Annotated in this window: 12 protein-coding genes and 1 riboswitch; of the genes, 5 read left to right on the top strand and 7 right to left on the bottom strand. The window is 70.5% G+C overall.

Going from position 1 to position 14189, the window contains the following annotated elements; genetic code table 11:
- Window positions 1-19: 19 nt before the first annotated feature.
- Together OG430_RS14700 and OG430_RS14695 are read right to left on the bottom strand one after the other, a co-directional pair.
- Window positions 20-1021, bottom strand: a complete 1002-nt coding sequence (locus tag OG430_RS14700; RefSeq protein WP_327352939.1) for a sucrase ferredoxin — start codon at window positions 1019-1021, stop codon at window positions 20-22.
- 105 nt (window positions 1022-1126) lie between these two features.
- Window positions 1127-2350 carry a citrate synthase gene (locus OG430_RS14695; protein WP_327352938.1) on the bottom strand — a complete coding sequence of 408 codons (1224 nt, stop codon included), beginning with the start codon at window positions 2348-2350 and terminating at the stop codon, window positions 1127-1129.
- A gap of 99 nt (window positions 2351-2449) precedes the next feature.
- On the opposite strand from OG430_RS14695, the gene OG430_RS14690 reads away from it, so the two are divergent.
- The gene (locus OG430_RS14690; RefSeq protein ID WP_442816495.1) at window positions 2450-3643 is read left to right on the top strand and encodes a citrate synthase; all 1194 of its coding nucleotides are present in this window, start codon (window positions 2450-2452) and stop codon (window positions 3641-3643) included.
- 225 nt (window positions 3644-3868) lie between these two features.
- Here the strand turns inward: OG430_RS14690 and OG430_RS14685 are convergent, their stop codons facing one another.
- The 4 genes from OG430_RS14685 to OG430_RS14670 all read right to left on the bottom strand — a co-directional run bounded on the left by OG430_RS14685 (window position 3869) and on the right by OG430_RS14670 (window position 6218).
- Window positions 3869-4096: a hypothetical protein gene (locus OG430_RS14685; RefSeq protein ID WP_327359094.1), complete on the bottom strand. Its 228-nt coding sequence runs from the start codon at window positions 4094-4096 to the stop codon at window positions 3869-3871.
- Between the two features lie 220 nt (window positions 4097-4316).
- Complete coding sequence (locus OG430_RS14680; protein WP_327352937.1) at window positions 4317-4859, bottom strand: DUF6082 family protein; 543 nt, start codon at window positions 4857-4859, stop codon at window positions 4317-4319.
- Between the two features lie 331 nt (window positions 4860-5190).
- Window positions 5191-5826, bottom strand: coding sequence for a DUF6082 family protein (locus OG430_RS14675; RefSeq protein ID WP_327352936.1), 636 nt, complete (start codon window positions 5824-5826; stop codon window positions 5191-5193).
- 155 nt (window positions 5827-5981) lie between these two features.
- Entirely contained in the window at window positions 5982-6218 is a 237-nt protein-coding gene (locus tag OG430_RS14670) for a hypothetical protein (RefSeq protein WP_327352935.1), read from the bottom strand.
- 137 nt (window positions 6219-6355) lie between these two features.
- Between OG430_RS14670 and OG430_RS14665 the strand changes: the two genes are divergently transcribed.
- Window positions 6356-7447, top strand: coding sequence for a CobW family GTP-binding protein (locus OG430_RS14665; protein WP_327352934.1), 1092 nt, complete (start codon window positions 6356-6358; stop codon window positions 7445-7447).
- Window position 7448: 1 nt separating this feature from the next.
- Here the strand turns inward: OG430_RS14665 and OG430_RS14660 are convergent, their stop codons facing one another.
- Window positions 7449-9902: a DNA gyrase/topoisomerase IV subunit A gene (locus tag OG430_RS14660; RefSeq protein WP_327352933.1), complete on the bottom strand. Its 2454-nt coding sequence runs from the start codon at window positions 9900-9902 to the stop codon at window positions 7449-7451.
- Window positions 9903-10135: 233 nt separating this feature from the next.
- Here OG430_RS14660 and OG430_RS14655 point away from each other — a divergent pair, with 233 nt between their 5' ends.
- From OG430_RS14655 to OG430_RS14645, 3 genes are all read left to right on the top strand, one after another.
- Window positions 10136-11530 carry a M16 family metallopeptidase gene (locus OG430_RS14655; protein ID WP_327352932.1) on the top strand — a complete coding sequence of 465 codons (1395 nt, stop codon included), beginning with the start codon at window positions 10136-10138 and terminating at the stop codon, window positions 11528-11530.
- On the top strand, window positions 11527-12915 hold the full coding sequence (locus OG430_RS14650; protein ID WP_327352931.1) for a M16 family metallopeptidase: 1389 nt from the start codon (window positions 11527-11529) through the stop codon (window positions 12913-12915). The genes OG430_RS14655 and OG430_RS14650 overlap by 4 nt, the downstream gene beginning before the upstream one ends.
- Before the next feature lie 205 nt (window positions 12916-13120).
- A riboswitch (cyclic di-AMP (ydaO/yuaA leader) is annotated at window positions 13121-13281 on the top strand.
- A 14-nt stretch (window positions 13282-13295) separates the two neighbouring features.
- Window positions 13296-14063: a M23 family metallopeptidase gene (locus OG430_RS14645; RefSeq protein WP_327352930.1), complete on the top strand. Its 768-nt coding sequence runs from the start codon at window positions 13296-13298 to the stop codon at window positions 14061-14063.
- Window positions 14064-14189 lie beyond the last annotated feature (126 nt).

Raw genomic sequence — 14189 nt, 5'->3', positions numbered from 1 at the left:
GCCCCTTCGGGGCGCCCACCTACGCCCCGGTCGCCTCGCTTACGGCGACAACGTCCATCCGGGGCGGTGAGGCGAGGGCGGCTCCGCAGCTTTCCGGGCGGGGTGGGAGGGAGGCGCCCTGGGCGACGGTGACCTGCCAGCGGCGGCCGTCGACGTGGGTGACGGTCACCTCCCACACGGGAGTGGTGTCGGCGCCCATGTGGCCTGACTCCGTGTGTCCCGCCGCCACCAGGACGACCGACAGCGTGCCCGCCCGGTCCTCGCCCGTCGCCGAGCGGACCGCCAGCTCGGCGGCCTGGCCCGGGCGTTCCCAGGCCGAGTTGCCGCGGCAGCCCTCGGTGACGATGCGGTCGTCGCGTACGGCGGCGAGCACGTCCTTGACCGCGTGGGCGTCGACACGGCCGTACGCATACCCGTAAGGCAGCACGAGCAGCGTGGGGGAGAAGCGGTGACCGCCGAGGTGGGTGACCTCCCAGGCTCCCTCCTCGCCCGCGTCGGCGAGCTCGGCGGCAAGCGGGCGGCCGAGCAGGGCGCAGCAGCGGTCGCGCTTGCCGTTGGTGCAGACGAGGGCGAGGGGTGCGCCGGTGTGGGGCCGTCCGTCGAGGACCGCGTCGAAGCCGGCGTGGTCGCCCCTGCCGAGCCCGGCGAAGTCCAGCTGGAGGAGCTGTTCCGGATGGTCGGTGACGGCGGTGCGGAGCCAGGTGGCGGCCGGCGTGTGCCCGGCATCCGTGTGCTCGGAGCCCATCCGCCCCGGATCCACATGTGCCACGAACACCCGCCGCCGCGTCACCGTATGGCAGTCCGCATGCCGACCCGGCCGGCGGATCAGCGCGACCCGTACGCCCGTCCCCTCCGCCGCGGCTTCGAGAGCGGCGCCCAGTTCGGGGTCGAGGTGGCTGGAAGTGAGCGCCTTGGCGCCCCATGGGCCCGGCTGTTCGAGCAGCAGCCAGGTCTTGGCCGTGGCCGCGGTCCCGGTGAGGGGCTCGTTCAGGTCCCGGGAGGCGGTCGCGCACGTACTCACGTAGGTGAGCCTAGCCTGACAAGCACCCCTTCGTGTGGCCGGATTTCCCTGCCCAAGTGGCGTCAAGATCAACCGGATCCAGGATCGTCCCAGTGCCTTCGTGCTTCACGGCAGCGGCTGTGGCGGGCGGGGACCCACGTACTGACCGCTGGGCCGCATCCGCAGCGGGCGTTCCTGGTACTCCTCCAGGGCATGCGCGATCCACCCGGCCGTGCGCGCGACCGCGAAGATCGTCTCGCCGGCCTCGGCGGGCATCCCGGAGGCCACCGTGAGGACCGCGAGGGCGAGGTCCACATTGGCGTGCAGCTCGGTGTGACGGGCGGTCGTCGCCACCACGTCACGGGCCGCGGCCAGGGCGTCCGCCGCCTGCGGCACCGCGTCGAGCGCCGCGAACAGGGCGACGGCGCGCGGATCCTCCCCCGGGTAGAGCCGGTGCCCGAGCCCGGGAACCCGGCGTCCGGCCCGCAGATGGTCGGCCACGACGGCGGCCGCACTGCCCCGCTCGACGACCTCGGCGAGCATCCGGTGGGCGAGGCCGCTGGCCGCGCCGTGCAGCGGGCCCTCTATGACGCCGAGCCCGGCCGAGACCGCCGCGTACGGGTGGGCGCGGGCCGATGCGGCGACGCGTACGGCGAGCGTGGAGGCGGCCAGGTCGTGATCGATGAGCAGCACAAGTGCCTTGCCGAGCACGGCGATCGAGGCGCCGTCCGCCTCGCGGTCGGTGAGCCGGCACCACAACCGGTCGGCCAGCGCGGCCCGCCGGTCCTGGCCGTGGCGGAGCGCCGGCAGCGCGGCGACCAGCGTCGGCGAGAGGGCGCGCGCGGTGGCGAGTACGGCTTCCTCGCCGAGGTCGAACCGCAGCGGATCGGCGGCCGCCGCGGCGATCGTCGCCACCCGGAGCCGGTCGGTCGGCCCGCAGTGCCGGGGCAGCGCGGCCACCGCCTGCCGCGCGGCGGCGACGAGGTCGTCCGGTGCTTCGAAGCGGACCTCGGGGTGCAGCTCGCCGGTCCACAGCCACTGGGCGACCGGCTCGTAGTCGTAGCGCTCCGCGAGTTCGACCGCGTCGACCCCGCGGAAGTAGTAACGGTCCTTCTCGATCAACGTGATCCGGGTCCGGACCGACAGCTCACCGGGCGGGCCCGCGGCGGCCTCGCGGCGGTTGCGCCTGCTGAGCGCGTCGACCTCCTTGACGTCGAACGTCGAGCCGCGGCCGCCATCGGTGCGGCGACTGCTGAGCAGCCCCCGACTGACGTACGCGTACACGGTCTCGGGCTTCACGCCGAGCCGCTCGGCGGCCTCCTTGGTGGTCAGCCGCTGCTGTTCGCTCATGGGCCTCACCGTATCCGTATCGCTATGTATTGATTCAATCAACATTGACACTGATGAGGTCAAGCATAGACAGTCAAATCAAGTTCAGGGAGGAGAACCATGTCGATGAACTCGATCAGCTCGAACGACTCAATGAGTCGGACCGTCGAACCCCTCGACGTCCCACGAGGACTCGCGGGCGTCGTCGTCACTCAGACCGCGCTCGGGGACGTCCGGGGCCGCGAGGGCTTCTACCACTACCGCCAGTACTCGGCCGTCGAACTCGCGCAGAGCCGCAGCTTCGAGGACGTATGGCATCTGATGTTCCAGGGTGAACTGCCCGACGCGGCACAGCGATCGGCCTTCACCGAGCGGACCGCGGCCCTGCGCCACCTCCCGGACGAGGTGCGGACCGCGCTGCCGGCCATCGCCCGGGCCAGTGTCCTCGCGGGACCGCTCGCCGGACTGCGCACCGCACTCTCGCTCTTCGGGGCGGCCAGGGACTTCCGGCCGGTGTACGACCTCGACCCCGACCGGCGCCGCGCCGACGCCCTCGCCGCCTGCGCCGTCGTGCCGACCCTGCTCACGGCGCTGCACCGGCTGGGCCAGGGCCTCGAGCCCGTGGAGCCGCGCGACGACCTCGCGTACGCCGCCAACTACCTCTACATGCTCACCGGTTCGGAACCCGGGCCCGCCGAGGCCCGGGCGGTCGAACAGTACCTGATCTCCACGATCGACCACGGTTTCAACGCGTCCACGTTCACCGGTCGCGTCATCGCCTCGACCGGCGCCGATGTCGCCGCCGCCCTGGTCGGAGCGGTCGGCGCGCTCTCCGGGCCGCTGCACGGCGGGGCGCCGAGCCGCGCCCTGGACACCCTGGACGCGATCGGTACGCCGGACCGCATCGACGGCTGGATCAGGGAGCGGGTCCTCGCGGGCGAGCGGATCATGGGTTTCGGGCACCCCGTGTACCGCACGGCCGACCCGCGCTCGGTGATGCTGCGCGGGATCGCGCAGGGTTTCGGCGGCCCGTTGGTCGACTTCGCCGTCCAGGTGGAGACCCAGGTCGAGGCGATCCTCGCGGAGCTCAAGCCGGGCCGCGAACTGCACACCAACGTGGAGTTCTACGCGGGCGTGGTCATGGAACTGTGCGGTCTGCCCCGCGAGATGTTCACCCCGACCTTCGCGTGCGCGCGGGCGGTGGGGTGGAGCGCCAACGTCCTTGAGCAGGCGGCCGACTCGAAGATCATCCGGCCTGCGGCTCGGTATGTGGGGCCGGTGCCGCCCCAGCCGGTCCCGCCCGTGGCCGACTGACTCCCGCGCGCCGCCGGCCGGTGCCGGCCCGGGGTCCGCGCACGCATTACACGAACGCGGTACGTGCGCCGACCGGCGCCCGCCGGGATCCGGACATGCGCCGACCGGCGCCCGCCCGGATCCGGACATGCGCAAGGCCCGGCATCGAGAGGTGGGGATGCCGGGCCACGATGTGCCAGATGAGCCAAGTGAGGGGAGCGCGCCGGGGGTTGCCCGGCCGTGCGATCAGACCTCGGGGATGTCCGTCTTGGCTCTGAGCAGGGTTTCGCGGGTGATGACCACGATTCTTTCGTGGTTGCCGCGTGATGCGTCGAACGGTAGTTGGCCGTCCAGGGCATCGGTACGGTCCGTGCCGATGATGGCGAAAGATCCGTCACTCAGCTCGAAGATGTCCGGGCAATTGCCGCCGGAGAGGCTGCCGCGCTGCTGAGGTGTGGCGCCGAGACGGCGCATGATTTCAGGGGATTCCACGTGCCCTGACGTTAGCCATCTTTGGGCCACTCTTTGCCGATTTTCTTGTGCTCTAAACGGGCGAGATTTGGCCGAAGTGGCCAGTGTGGCATGGTGGGTTGGCCTGGCGGCAATCGCTCGACGCGAGGAGGGGCCAGGTAGAGGTGATGATGATGTTGGCCTGATATCACCTCTCCCGTACACCCGTTCCTGACCCGAGGGCTCAGTCCCCGCCCACGACCCACCACTCTTCGGTCTCGGCCTCGTCCAGAAGGTGCGCCAGTTCGTCCACCTTCCGGCCGAGTTCGGCCTCGTCCGACGCGTCGTCCAGGGTGAGCCGCTCATAACGCGTCGTGTCCCAGTACTCCCGGAAGACGACGTTCTGCAGCATGCCGCGGACGTACCCGATGAACTCGTCCTGCGAGACGATGCCCACCCGGTAGGCGAGCAGCGCGTTCGTGTACATGGCGTTGGCGAAGAGGAACTGCCGGTGCTTCACCGGCGGAACGTTTCCCTCGTACGTATCGAGCACCGCGGCCAGATCCGGGTCGTCCATGGCCTTGCTCAACAGGTCGAACTGCAGCCGCTGCTGTACGGCGAGGTCGGCATGCCGGGCCTGCCCCCGCTCCAAACGGTCCAGGCGCAGCTGCAGTTCATCGCATCTGCGCTGCCTGGCCAGCAGCAGCGTCATGGCCCCGGCCGTACCCGCGATGCCCGCGAGCACGGCGGAGCCGAGCCTCCGCATTCCGTATTTCTGTGTGACCATGTCAACCCCCGAGTCAGGCGACCGTCCGCCGGTCGTCGGATGCGGTCGACAAGGGAGCGGGACCGGCGAGCGGTGGGCGGCGCGCTTGCCACCTCCCAGGGTGCCGAGCGGCTCTGATCGGCGGGAGGCGGAGAGGTGGCGCGCGGAGGTATGCGAATGTCGTGACAACCGGCGCCGTGCCCAATGTGTGCCCCGCATGCGCCGCTAACAATCGTTCACATTGGCCTGAGCCTTGCGGGGAGTGGCCGGCGCCGGTCCGGCCGGTCCGGCGCCCGTCGGGCGGATCCGGCTCCAGGCCGGCGGATCCCGCCCCGAGCAGGCGGCCCCGGCTCTACGGGATGAAGTACTCGCCCGTGGGCACAGGGGGACCCGCGGCGACGGCGGCGGCGTAGGCCTCGTCCGCGATGCCGACGAAGCGCCGCTCGCGGGGGTCGTGGCTCTTGTCCAGGTAACGGCGCCAGGAGGGGGCGCTGTTGTGCCAGTAGGCGCGCCCGATCTCGCCGCGGAAGTAGTCCTCCAGCACGGCCCGCACTCCCGGATCGCTGATGAGCCCGAGCTTGTAGTCGCTGCTCCACATGCTGACGATCAGGTTGGCGACAAGCAGCTGGCGCCAACGCTCCGCCGTCATACGGGTGTTGGGCGGTTCCCAGCAGACCTGGTAGGCCGGGTCGCTGAGCGTGAGCAGCATCAACTCGCGGTGCGTGGAGCGATGGGCCTCTTCGTTCTGTATCCGCGTCTGACGCGCCTGGTAGACCAGGGACGCCGCCACGGCGAGCAGCGCGACGGTGGAGATCACGACGGAAATGGCCCCGTACGTCTGGCTGATGTTGCTCAGCCGTTCCCAGTCCCGGCCCGGTGAGGCGAGGCTGTCAAGGAGGAAGGGAGTGGCGGCGAGCGCCAGGACGGCTAAGCCGAGTCCGCCCAGGTAGGCTCCGCGCCGACGGACGGCTGTGCGGTTGATGGGCATGGTGTCCTCGTGGAGCGGCAATGCGATGCGCGGTCGAGCGTCATCTTGACCGGTCCCCGGGGCGGCGACAAGGAGCTGCGCCGCGGCGCTCGGAGGTTTCACGGGCCCGGCACTGCAAGGCAGCCGGGCCCATGGGCGGGTGGCGGTGGAGGGGCTCAGCAGTCGGGGATGTCCCGCTTGGCGCGCAGGAGGGTCTCGCGGCTCACGATCACGATGCGCTCATAGTCGGCGCGGGACGCGTCCGGCGGGAGCAGATCCTCGAGCTGCTCGGTCGCATCGGCGCCGATGACGGCGAAGTTGCCGTCGCTGAGTTCGAAGATGTCGGGGCACGACTGGGCCGTGTAGCTGCCTCGCTGGCTTGGCGGGACGCCGAGGCGACATACGATTTTCAAAGGTGATCCCTGACGAGCGTGGGTGGGAGGAAAGGGACATCCGGAGGGTAGCTCGCCGGGCTGCGTGCGCAACGCAACGCCGGGGGGTCGGCCGTTGAGCCGAAGAAGTTTGCCCGATGGGGTGAACGGACGAACGCATGGAGAGGCGCATTGTGAGCAACCGGCAGATCCCCGTGATCGTTCTCGCGGGATTTCTCGGATCGGGCAAGACCACCTTGCTCAATCAACTGCTCCGGCACAGCGGCGGCACCCGTATCGGTGTCATCGTGAACGATTTCGGCTCCATCGAGATCGACGCCATGTCCGTTGCCGGACAGGTCGGTTCCACCGTGTCGCTCGGCAACGGCTGTCTGTGCTGCGCCGTCGACGGCAGCGAGCTCGACGCCTATCTGGAGAAGCTCACCCGCCCGTCGGTCGGCCTCGATGTGATCGTCATCGAGGCGAGCGGCATCGCCGAACCGCAGGAGCTGGTGCGGATGCTGCTCGGCTCGGAGAATCCGCACATCGTGTACGGGGGTCTCGTCGAGGTTGTCGATGCCGCGGAGTTCGACGCGACGAGGCAGCGGCACCCGGAGGTCGAGCGGCATCTCGCCCTCGCCGACCTCGTGGTGCTGAACAAGGCCGACCGGGTGGACGAGGCGGAGCACGGGCGGATCCTGCGCGCGGTGTCCGGGCTCGTCGACGGGGCGGCGGTGGTGTCGGCGACGTACGGGCGGATCGACCCGGAACTGCTCTTCGACGCGAGGCCGAAGGGGGAGCGCATCGGGCAGCTGTCCTTCGACGACCTGGACGATCACGACGGCCATGACCACCATGCGGCGCCGCATCTGCACGCGGCCTACGAGAGCGTCGCCCTCACCTCGGCCCAGCCGCTGCACCCGCGCCGGCTGCTCGACTTCCTCGACAGCCGGCCCGTAGGGCTCTATCGCATCAAGGGATTTGTCGACTTCGGCGCGCACGATCCGGGCAACCGGTATGTGCTGCACGCCGTCGGCAGGTTCCTGCGGTTCTACCCCGAGCCCTGGCCGCGCGGCGCCGAGCGGCTCACGCAGCTGGTGCTGATCGGCTCGGGGGTCGACGGCGACAAGCTGCTGCTCGAACTGCAGGAGTGCCGGGACCGCGAGCCGCAGCAGCCCGCGCCCGAGGCGATGTGGGGCGTGCTGCGGTACGTCCTGGAAGCCGACCAGGGAGCCGACTTGGACGTACCGCAGAACCCCGAAGCGGACTGACTCAGGCCGCCGGTCCGGCCACCGCCGCCACCGGCTTGCCCAGCGAGACGCCCGAGCCGTCGCGGCGCGGGTCGATCTCCGGGAGCTCGGACGGCTGGCCGTTCTTCTGCGTGGCGAGCGCCGGCGTCGGGCCCGCCCAGGCGAAGGACAGACAGTCCTCGCCCTTCAGGAACCGCTGGCAGCGCACGCCGCCGGTGGCCCGGCCCTTGCGCGGGTACTGGTCGAACGGCGTGACCTTCGCCGTGGTCTGCACCGAGTCGTCCAGCGTGCCGCGCGAGCCCGCGATGGTGAACACCACCGCCTCGGCCGCCGGATCGACCGCCGTGAACGAGATCACCTTGGCGCCATCCGTCAGCTTGATGCCGGCCATGCCGCCCGCCGGCCGGCCCTGCGGCCTGACCTGCGAGGCCTGGAAGCGCAGGAGTTGGGCGTCGTCCGTGACGAAGACCAGGTCCTCCTCGCCGGTGCGCAGCTCGGCCGCGCCGACGATGCGGTCGCCGTCCTTGAGGGTGATGACCTCCAACTCGTCCTTGTTGGACGGGTAGTCGGGCACCACCCGCTTGACCACACCCTGCGCCGTGCCGAGCGCGAGACCCGGCGAGGACTCGTCCAGCGTCATCAGGCAGATCAGCGACTCGTCCGCCTCAAGGCTCAGGAACTCCGAAATCGGCGCCCCGCCCGAGAGGTTGGGTGCGGCCGCGGTCTCCGGCAGCTGGGGCAGATCGATCACGTTCAGCCGCAGCAGCCGCCCGGAGGACAGCACCGCGCCGACCTCGCCGCGCTGGGTGGCCGGCACCGCCGACATGATCACGTCGTGCTTGGTGCGCTTGGCGTCGGTGTCGAAGCTCATCTCGCCGTTGGCCGTACGCGCGAGCAGTCCGGTCGAGGACAGCAGGACCCGGCACGGATCGTCGGCGACCTCCAGGGGCACCGCCGTGGCCGGGGCGCCCGCCGATTCGAGCAGCACCGTGCGCCGCTCGGTGCCGAACTTCTTGGCCACGGCGGCCAGTTCGCCCGAGACCAGCTTGCGCAGCTCGGCGTCCGAGTCGAGGATCGCGGTCAGCTCGGCGATCTCCGCGTTCAGCCGGTCGCGCTCCGACTCCAGCTCGATGCGGTCGAACTTGGTGAGCCGGCGCAGCGGCGTGTCCAGGATGTACTGCGTCTGGACCTCACTCAGCGAGAAGCGCTCCATCAGGCGCTCCTTGGCCTGCGCGGAGTTCTCGCTGGAGCGGATGAGGCGGATGACCTCGTCGATGTCGAGCAGCGCGACGAGCAGACCCTCCACCAGGTGGAGGCGGGCCTGCTTCTTGCTGCGCCGGAACTCGCTGCGGCGGCGTACGACATTGAAGCGGTGGTCGAGATAGACCTCGAGGAGCTCCTTGAGGCCGAGGGTGAGCGGCTGACCGTCCACCAGCGCCACGTTGTTGATGCCGAAGGACTCCTCCATCGGCGTCAGCTTGTAGAGCTGTTCGAGCACGGCCTCCGGGATGAAGCCGTTCTTGATCTCGATGACCAGGCGCAGACCGTGGTTGCGGTCGGTCAGGTCCTTGACGTCCGCGATGCCCTGCAGCTTCTTGGAGCCGACCAGGTCCTTGATCTTGGCGATGACCTTCTCGGGGCCGACGGAGAAGGGCAGTTCGGTGACGACCAGGCCCTTGCGGCGCGCCGTCACGTTCTCCACCGCGACCGTGGCGCGGATCTTGAAGGTGCCCCGGCCGTTCTCGTACGCGTCCTTGATGCCGCCGAGGCCGACGATGCGGCCGCCGGTGGGCAGGTCGGGGCCGGGCACGAAGCGCATCAGCGTTTCGAGGTCGGCGTTCGGGTGCTTGATCAGGTGGCGGGCGGCCGCGATGACCTCGCCGAGGTTGTGCGGCGGCATGTTCGTCGCCATGCCGACCGCGATGCCCGACGAGCCGTTGACCAGGAGATTCGGGTACGCCGCCGGGAGGGCGACCGGCTCCTGCTCCTGGCCGTCGTAGTTGGGCGAGAAGTCGACGGTGTCCTCGTCGATCGACTCCGTCATCAGCGAGGTGGCATCGGCCATCCGCGCCTCGGTGTACCTCATGGCGGCCGGCGGATCGTCATTGCCGAGCGAGCCGAAGTTGCCGTGCCCGTCCACCAGCGGCACGCGCATCGAGAAGGGCTGCGCCATGCGCACCATCGCGTCGTAGATCGACGCGTCGCCGTGCGGGTGCAACTTGCCCATGACCTCGCCGACCACGCGCGCGCACTTCACAAAGCCGCGGTCGGGGCGCAGGCCCATCTCGTTCATCTGGTAGACGATGCGGCGCTGCACCGGCTTGAGGCCGTCGCGGGCGTCCGGCAGGGCTCGGGAGTAGATGACCGAGTACGCGTACTCGAGGAAGGAGCCCTGCATCTCGTCGACGACGTCAATGTCGAGGATCTTCTCCTCGAAGTCGTCCGGTGGCGGGGTCTTCGTGCTGCGGCGGGCCATCGCTGCTGCGGCTCCTTCACGTTCCTGTGCGGGGCAATCTCCAGTTCCGACGCCGACCATTGTGGACCGAGCCACTGACAACGCGGACCGCGACCCGTCCATTGCGCACCTGGAGTGCACTCCGGGCGCTCTCTGAGAGCGAACCCGGGACGGGAACTTCGCCAGGTGTCAGCGCGCTTGCATACAGTGGCAGGGCTGATAAAAGACAGCAGTATCGCGATCGAAGGGACCACATGCCCATGGGTCACACGGCCACAGCGCAGACCGGCTCCGGCGGCCTGACAGCGACCGAGCACCGGCTGGCCAATGGCCTGCGGGTGGTGCTCTCCGAGGACCACCTCGCCCCGGTGGCGGCGGTCTGCCTCTGGTACGACGTCGGCTCCCGCCACGAGGTCAAGGGCCGTACGGGCCTTGCGCACCTCTTCGAGCACCTCATGTTCCAGGGCTCGGCCCAGGTGAAGGGCACCGACCACTTCGCGCTGGTGCAGGGCGCCGGCGGCTCGCTGAACGGCACCACCAGCTTCGAGCGCACCAACTACTTCGAGACCATGCCCGCCCACCAGCTGGAGCTCGCCCTCTGGCTGGAGGCCGACCGCATGGGCTCGCTGCTCTCCGCCCTCGACGAAGAGTCGATGGAAAACCAGCGGGACGTCGTCAAGAACGAGCGCCGCCAGCGGTACGACAACGTTCCGTACGGCACGGCCTTCGAGAAGCTGACCGCGCTCTCCTACCCGGAGGGCCACCCCTACCACCACACGCCGATCGGCTCGATGGCCGACCTGGACGCGGCCACGCTCGAGGACGCGCGGGCGTTCTTCCGTGCGAACTACGCGCCGAACAACGCGGTGCTGTCGGTGGTCGGCGACATCGACCCGGAGCAGACGCTCGCCTGGATCGAGAAGTACTTCGGCTCCATCGAGAGCCACGACGGCAAGCAGCCGCCGCGTGACGGCTCGCTGCCGGACACCATCGGCAGGGAGCTCCGCGAGGTCGTCGAGGAGCAGGTCCCGTCCCGCGCCCTGATGGCCGCCTACCGGCTGCCGGAGGACGGCACGCGCGCGTGCGACGCGGTGGACCTGGCGCTCACGGTGCTCGGCGGCGGAGAGTCCTCGCGGCTCTACAACCGTCTCGTACGTCGCGACCAGACGGCCGTAGCCGCCGGTTTCGGCCTGCTCCGGCTCGCCGGGGCGCCCTCGCTCGGCTGGCTCGACGTGAAGACGTCCGGCGACGTCGAGGTGCCCACCATCGAGGCCGCGGTCGACGAGGAGCTCGCCCGGTTCGCCGAGGAGGGCCCCACCGAGGAGGAAATGGAGCGCGCGCAGGCCCAGTTGGAGCGCGAGTGGCTCGACCGGCTCGGCACGGTCGCGGGCCGCGCCGACGAACTGTGCCGGTACGCCGTCCTGTTCGGCGACCCGCAGCTCGCCCTCAGCGCGGTCGGCCGGGTCCTCGACGTCACCGCCGCCGAGGTCCAGGAGATCGCCAAGGCCCGTCTGCGCCCCGACAACCGCGCGGTCCTCGTGTACGAACCGACCGATTCCGAAGAAGACGCAGGGGACGCGACGGACGAAGCGGCCGAGGCGAACGCAGCCGCCGCCGGCGACAACGACGAAGAGGAGGCGGCGAAGTGACCGAGCTCGCCACCATGGAGTTCCACCCGCAGCCCCAGGCGGGCGAAGCCAAGCCGTGGGCCTTCCCGGCCCCCGAGCGCGGCGAGCTGCCCAACGGCCTCACGGTGCTGCGCTGTCACCGCCCCGGCCAGCAGGTCATCGCCGTCGAGGTCAACCTCGAAGCGCCACTGGAGGCCGAGCCGGCCGGCCTGGACGGCGTCGCCACGATCATGGCGCGCGCCTTCTCGGAGGGCACCGACAAGCACTCCGCCGAGGAGTTCGCCGCCGAGCTGGAGCGCTGCGGCGCCACCCTTGACGCGCACGCCGACCACCCCGGCGTACGCCTCTCGCTCGAAGTCCCGGTCTCCCGGCTGCCGAAGGCCCTCGGCCTGCTCGCCGACGCCCTGCGCGCGCCCGCCTTCGCGGACAGCGAGGTCGGCCGGCTGGTGCGCAACCGCCTGGACGAGATCCCGCACGAGATGGCCAACCCGTCCCGGCGGGCCGCCAAGGAGCTCTCCAAGGAGCTGTTCCCGGCCACCGCGCGCATGTCGCGCCCGCGCCAGGGCACCGAGGAGACCGTCGAGGCCATCGACTCCCTTGCCGTCAGGGCGTTTTACGAGGCCCATGTGCGTCCGGCCACCGCGACCGCGGTCGTCGTGGGCGACCTCGCGGGCGTCGACCTCGACCAGTTGCTCGCCGACACCCTGGGGGAGTGGACCGGCAACACCGCCGAGCCGCACCCCGCCTCGGCCATCACGGCCGACGACCGCGGCCGCGTCATCATCGTCGACCGCCCGGGCGCGGTGCAGACGCAGCTGCTCATCGGCCGCGTCGGCCCGGACCGGCACGACAGCGTCTGGCCGGCCCAAGTCCTCGGCACCTACTGCCTGGGCGGCACCCTGACGTCGCGCCTGGACCTCGTCCTGCGCGAGGAGAAGGGCTACACCTACGGTGTGCGCGCCTTCGCCCAGGTGCTCCGCTCGGGCACCGACGGCGTGGGCGGCGCGTCCCTCCTCGCCATCAACGGCTCGGTGGACACGCCCAACACGGGACCGGCCCTGGACGACCTGTGGAAGGTGCTGCGTACGCTCGCCGCCGAGGGCCTCACGGACGCCGAGCGCGACGTCGCCGTGCAGAACCTCGTCGGCGTCGCCCCGCTGCGCTACGAGACCGCGGCCGCCGTCGCGGGCACCCTCGCAGACCAGGTCGAGCAGCACCTCCCGGACGACTTCCAGGCGCAGTTGTACCGGCGCCTCACCGAGACGGGCACCGTGGAGGCCACCGCGGCCGCCGTCCGCGCCTTCCCGGTGGACCGGCTCGTCACCGTCCTCGTCGGTGACGCGGCTCAGATCGCCGAGCCCGTCAAGGCGCTCGGCATCGGCGAAGTGACTGTTGTCACGGGCTGAGTCGACCGCGTAGCAACTTCAGGGACCCCGGCGGCGTACGTGCCTCCGGGGTCCTCTGTTTTGCGATATGTCCGATATTTCAGAGAGGTTGAGCATCTGCCCTGTGGCGTGCGCCTCAAAAGTGCCGATCCGTTTGTCGATTGAAAGATGTCCCGTTTAGCGTCGGTCCCGCTGTTCGTCAGCTATGCGCCGCATCCGCGGCACCGGACAGCCATCGCCGAGTCCCCGTCAGGCGCGAGCCTGGGGAGCCGGGGACCCACTCAGTCCCTGGGGTGAATCGGAGGCCCTCCTCAACCGGGGGCGTCCGTAGGAGACCTTCCTGCTCCGAACCCGTCAGCTAACCCGGTAGGCGAGAAGGAAGGAAAGGACACCGCCGCTACATGGCCTTCTCCCGTGCCACCGGGAAGCACCGTCGTCCGAGCGCCCTGACGCGCAAGAGCGCGAACATCGCGGGCATCGCCGCCCTCACCACGACCGGCGTCATCGGCACCCTCGCCTCTCCCGCGCTCGCCGCGGAGGACACCTCGCCGCGCGACACGGGCCTCAACCAGGCCGTCTCCATGGCCGACGCCGTCGCCGCCCACATCGACGAGCAGGTCTCCGCCCAGGAGGAGGCCGCCGAGCAGGCCGCCGCCAAGAAGGAGGCCGAGGCCGAGGCGAAGCGCAAGGCCGAGGCCAAGGCCAAGAAGGAGCGCGAGGCCAAGGAGCGCGCCGCCCGCGAGGCCGAGCGCAAGCGCCTCAACTCCTTCACCTCGCCGATCGCCGGCAGCTACGTCTCCACCGGCTACAAGGCCGGCGGCGCCGTCTGGTCCTCCGGCAGCCACACCGGCGTCGACTTCCACGCCGCGTCCGGCACCTCCGTCCACTCGGTCGGCTCCGGCACCGTCGTCGAGGCCGGCTGGGGCGGCGCGTACGGCAACAACGTCGTGATCAAGATGAACGACGGCACGTACACCCAGTACGGCCACATGTCGTCGATCGGCGTCTCCGTCGGCCAGACCGTCACCCCGGGCCAGCAGATAGGCATCTCGGGCGCGACCGGCAACGTCACCGGGCCGCACCTGCACTTCGAGGCCCGTACGTCCCCCGACTACGGCTCGGACATCGACCCCGTCGCGTACCTGCGCTCGCACGGCGTGAACGTCTGACGCTCCGCACGGCGAGATCGTCCGACGAACGTCCGACGAACGTCCGACGAACGTCTGACGATCCCCGCAGTCCCCACCGCTCCCAGCAAGCCCCGGCATCGCGCCGGGGCTTGCTGCGTTTTGGTG

The organism is Streptomyces sp. NBC_01304 (genome assembly GCF_035975855.1).
In the GTDB taxonomy this organism is placed as follows: domain Bacteria; phylum Actinomycetota; class Actinomycetes; order Streptomycetales; family Streptomycetaceae; genus Streptomyces.
Note: the sequence above shows the minus strand (reverse complement) of the source record. Positions and strands in the feature narration are given on the sequence as shown.

Bases quoted from the DNA above. Each gene is read 5' to 3' on its own strand.
- OG430_RS14685 (WP_327359094.1), bottom strand. From the start codon at position 4,096: ATGCGCCGTCTCGGCGCCACACCTCAGCAGCGCGGCAGCCTCTCCGGC.
- OG430_RS14655 (WP_327352932.1), top strand. From the start codon at position 10,136: ATGCCCATGGGTCACACGGCCACAGCGCAGACCGGCTCCGGCGGCCTG.
- OG430_RS14680 (WP_327352937.1), bottom strand. From the start codon at position 4,859: ATGGTCACACAGAAATACGGAATGCGGAGGCTCGGCTCCGCCGTGCTC.
- OG430_RS14695 (WP_327352938.1), bottom strand. From the start codon at position 2,350: ATGAGCGAACAGCAGCGGCTGACCACCAAGGAGGCCGCCGAGCGGCTC.
- OG430_RS14660 (WP_327352933.1), bottom strand. From the start codon at position 9,902: ATGGCCCGCCGCAGCACGAAGACCCCGCCACCGGACGACTTCGAGGAG.
- OG430_RS14675 (WP_327352936.1), bottom strand. From the start codon at position 5,826: ATGCCCATCAACCGCACAGCCGTCCGTCGGCGCGGAGCCTACCTGGGC.
- OG430_RS14690 (WP_442816495.1), top strand. From the start codon at position 2,450: ATGTCGATGAACTCGATCAGCTCGAACGACTCAATGAGTCGGACCGTC.
- OG430_RS14645 (WP_327352930.1), top strand. From the start codon at position 13,296: ATGGCCTTCTCCCGTGCCACCGGGAAGCACCGTCGTCCGAGCGCCCTG.
- OG430_RS14665 (WP_327352934.1), top strand. From the start codon at position 6,356: ATGGAGAGGCGCATTGTGAGCAACCGGCAGATCCCCGTGATCGTTCTC.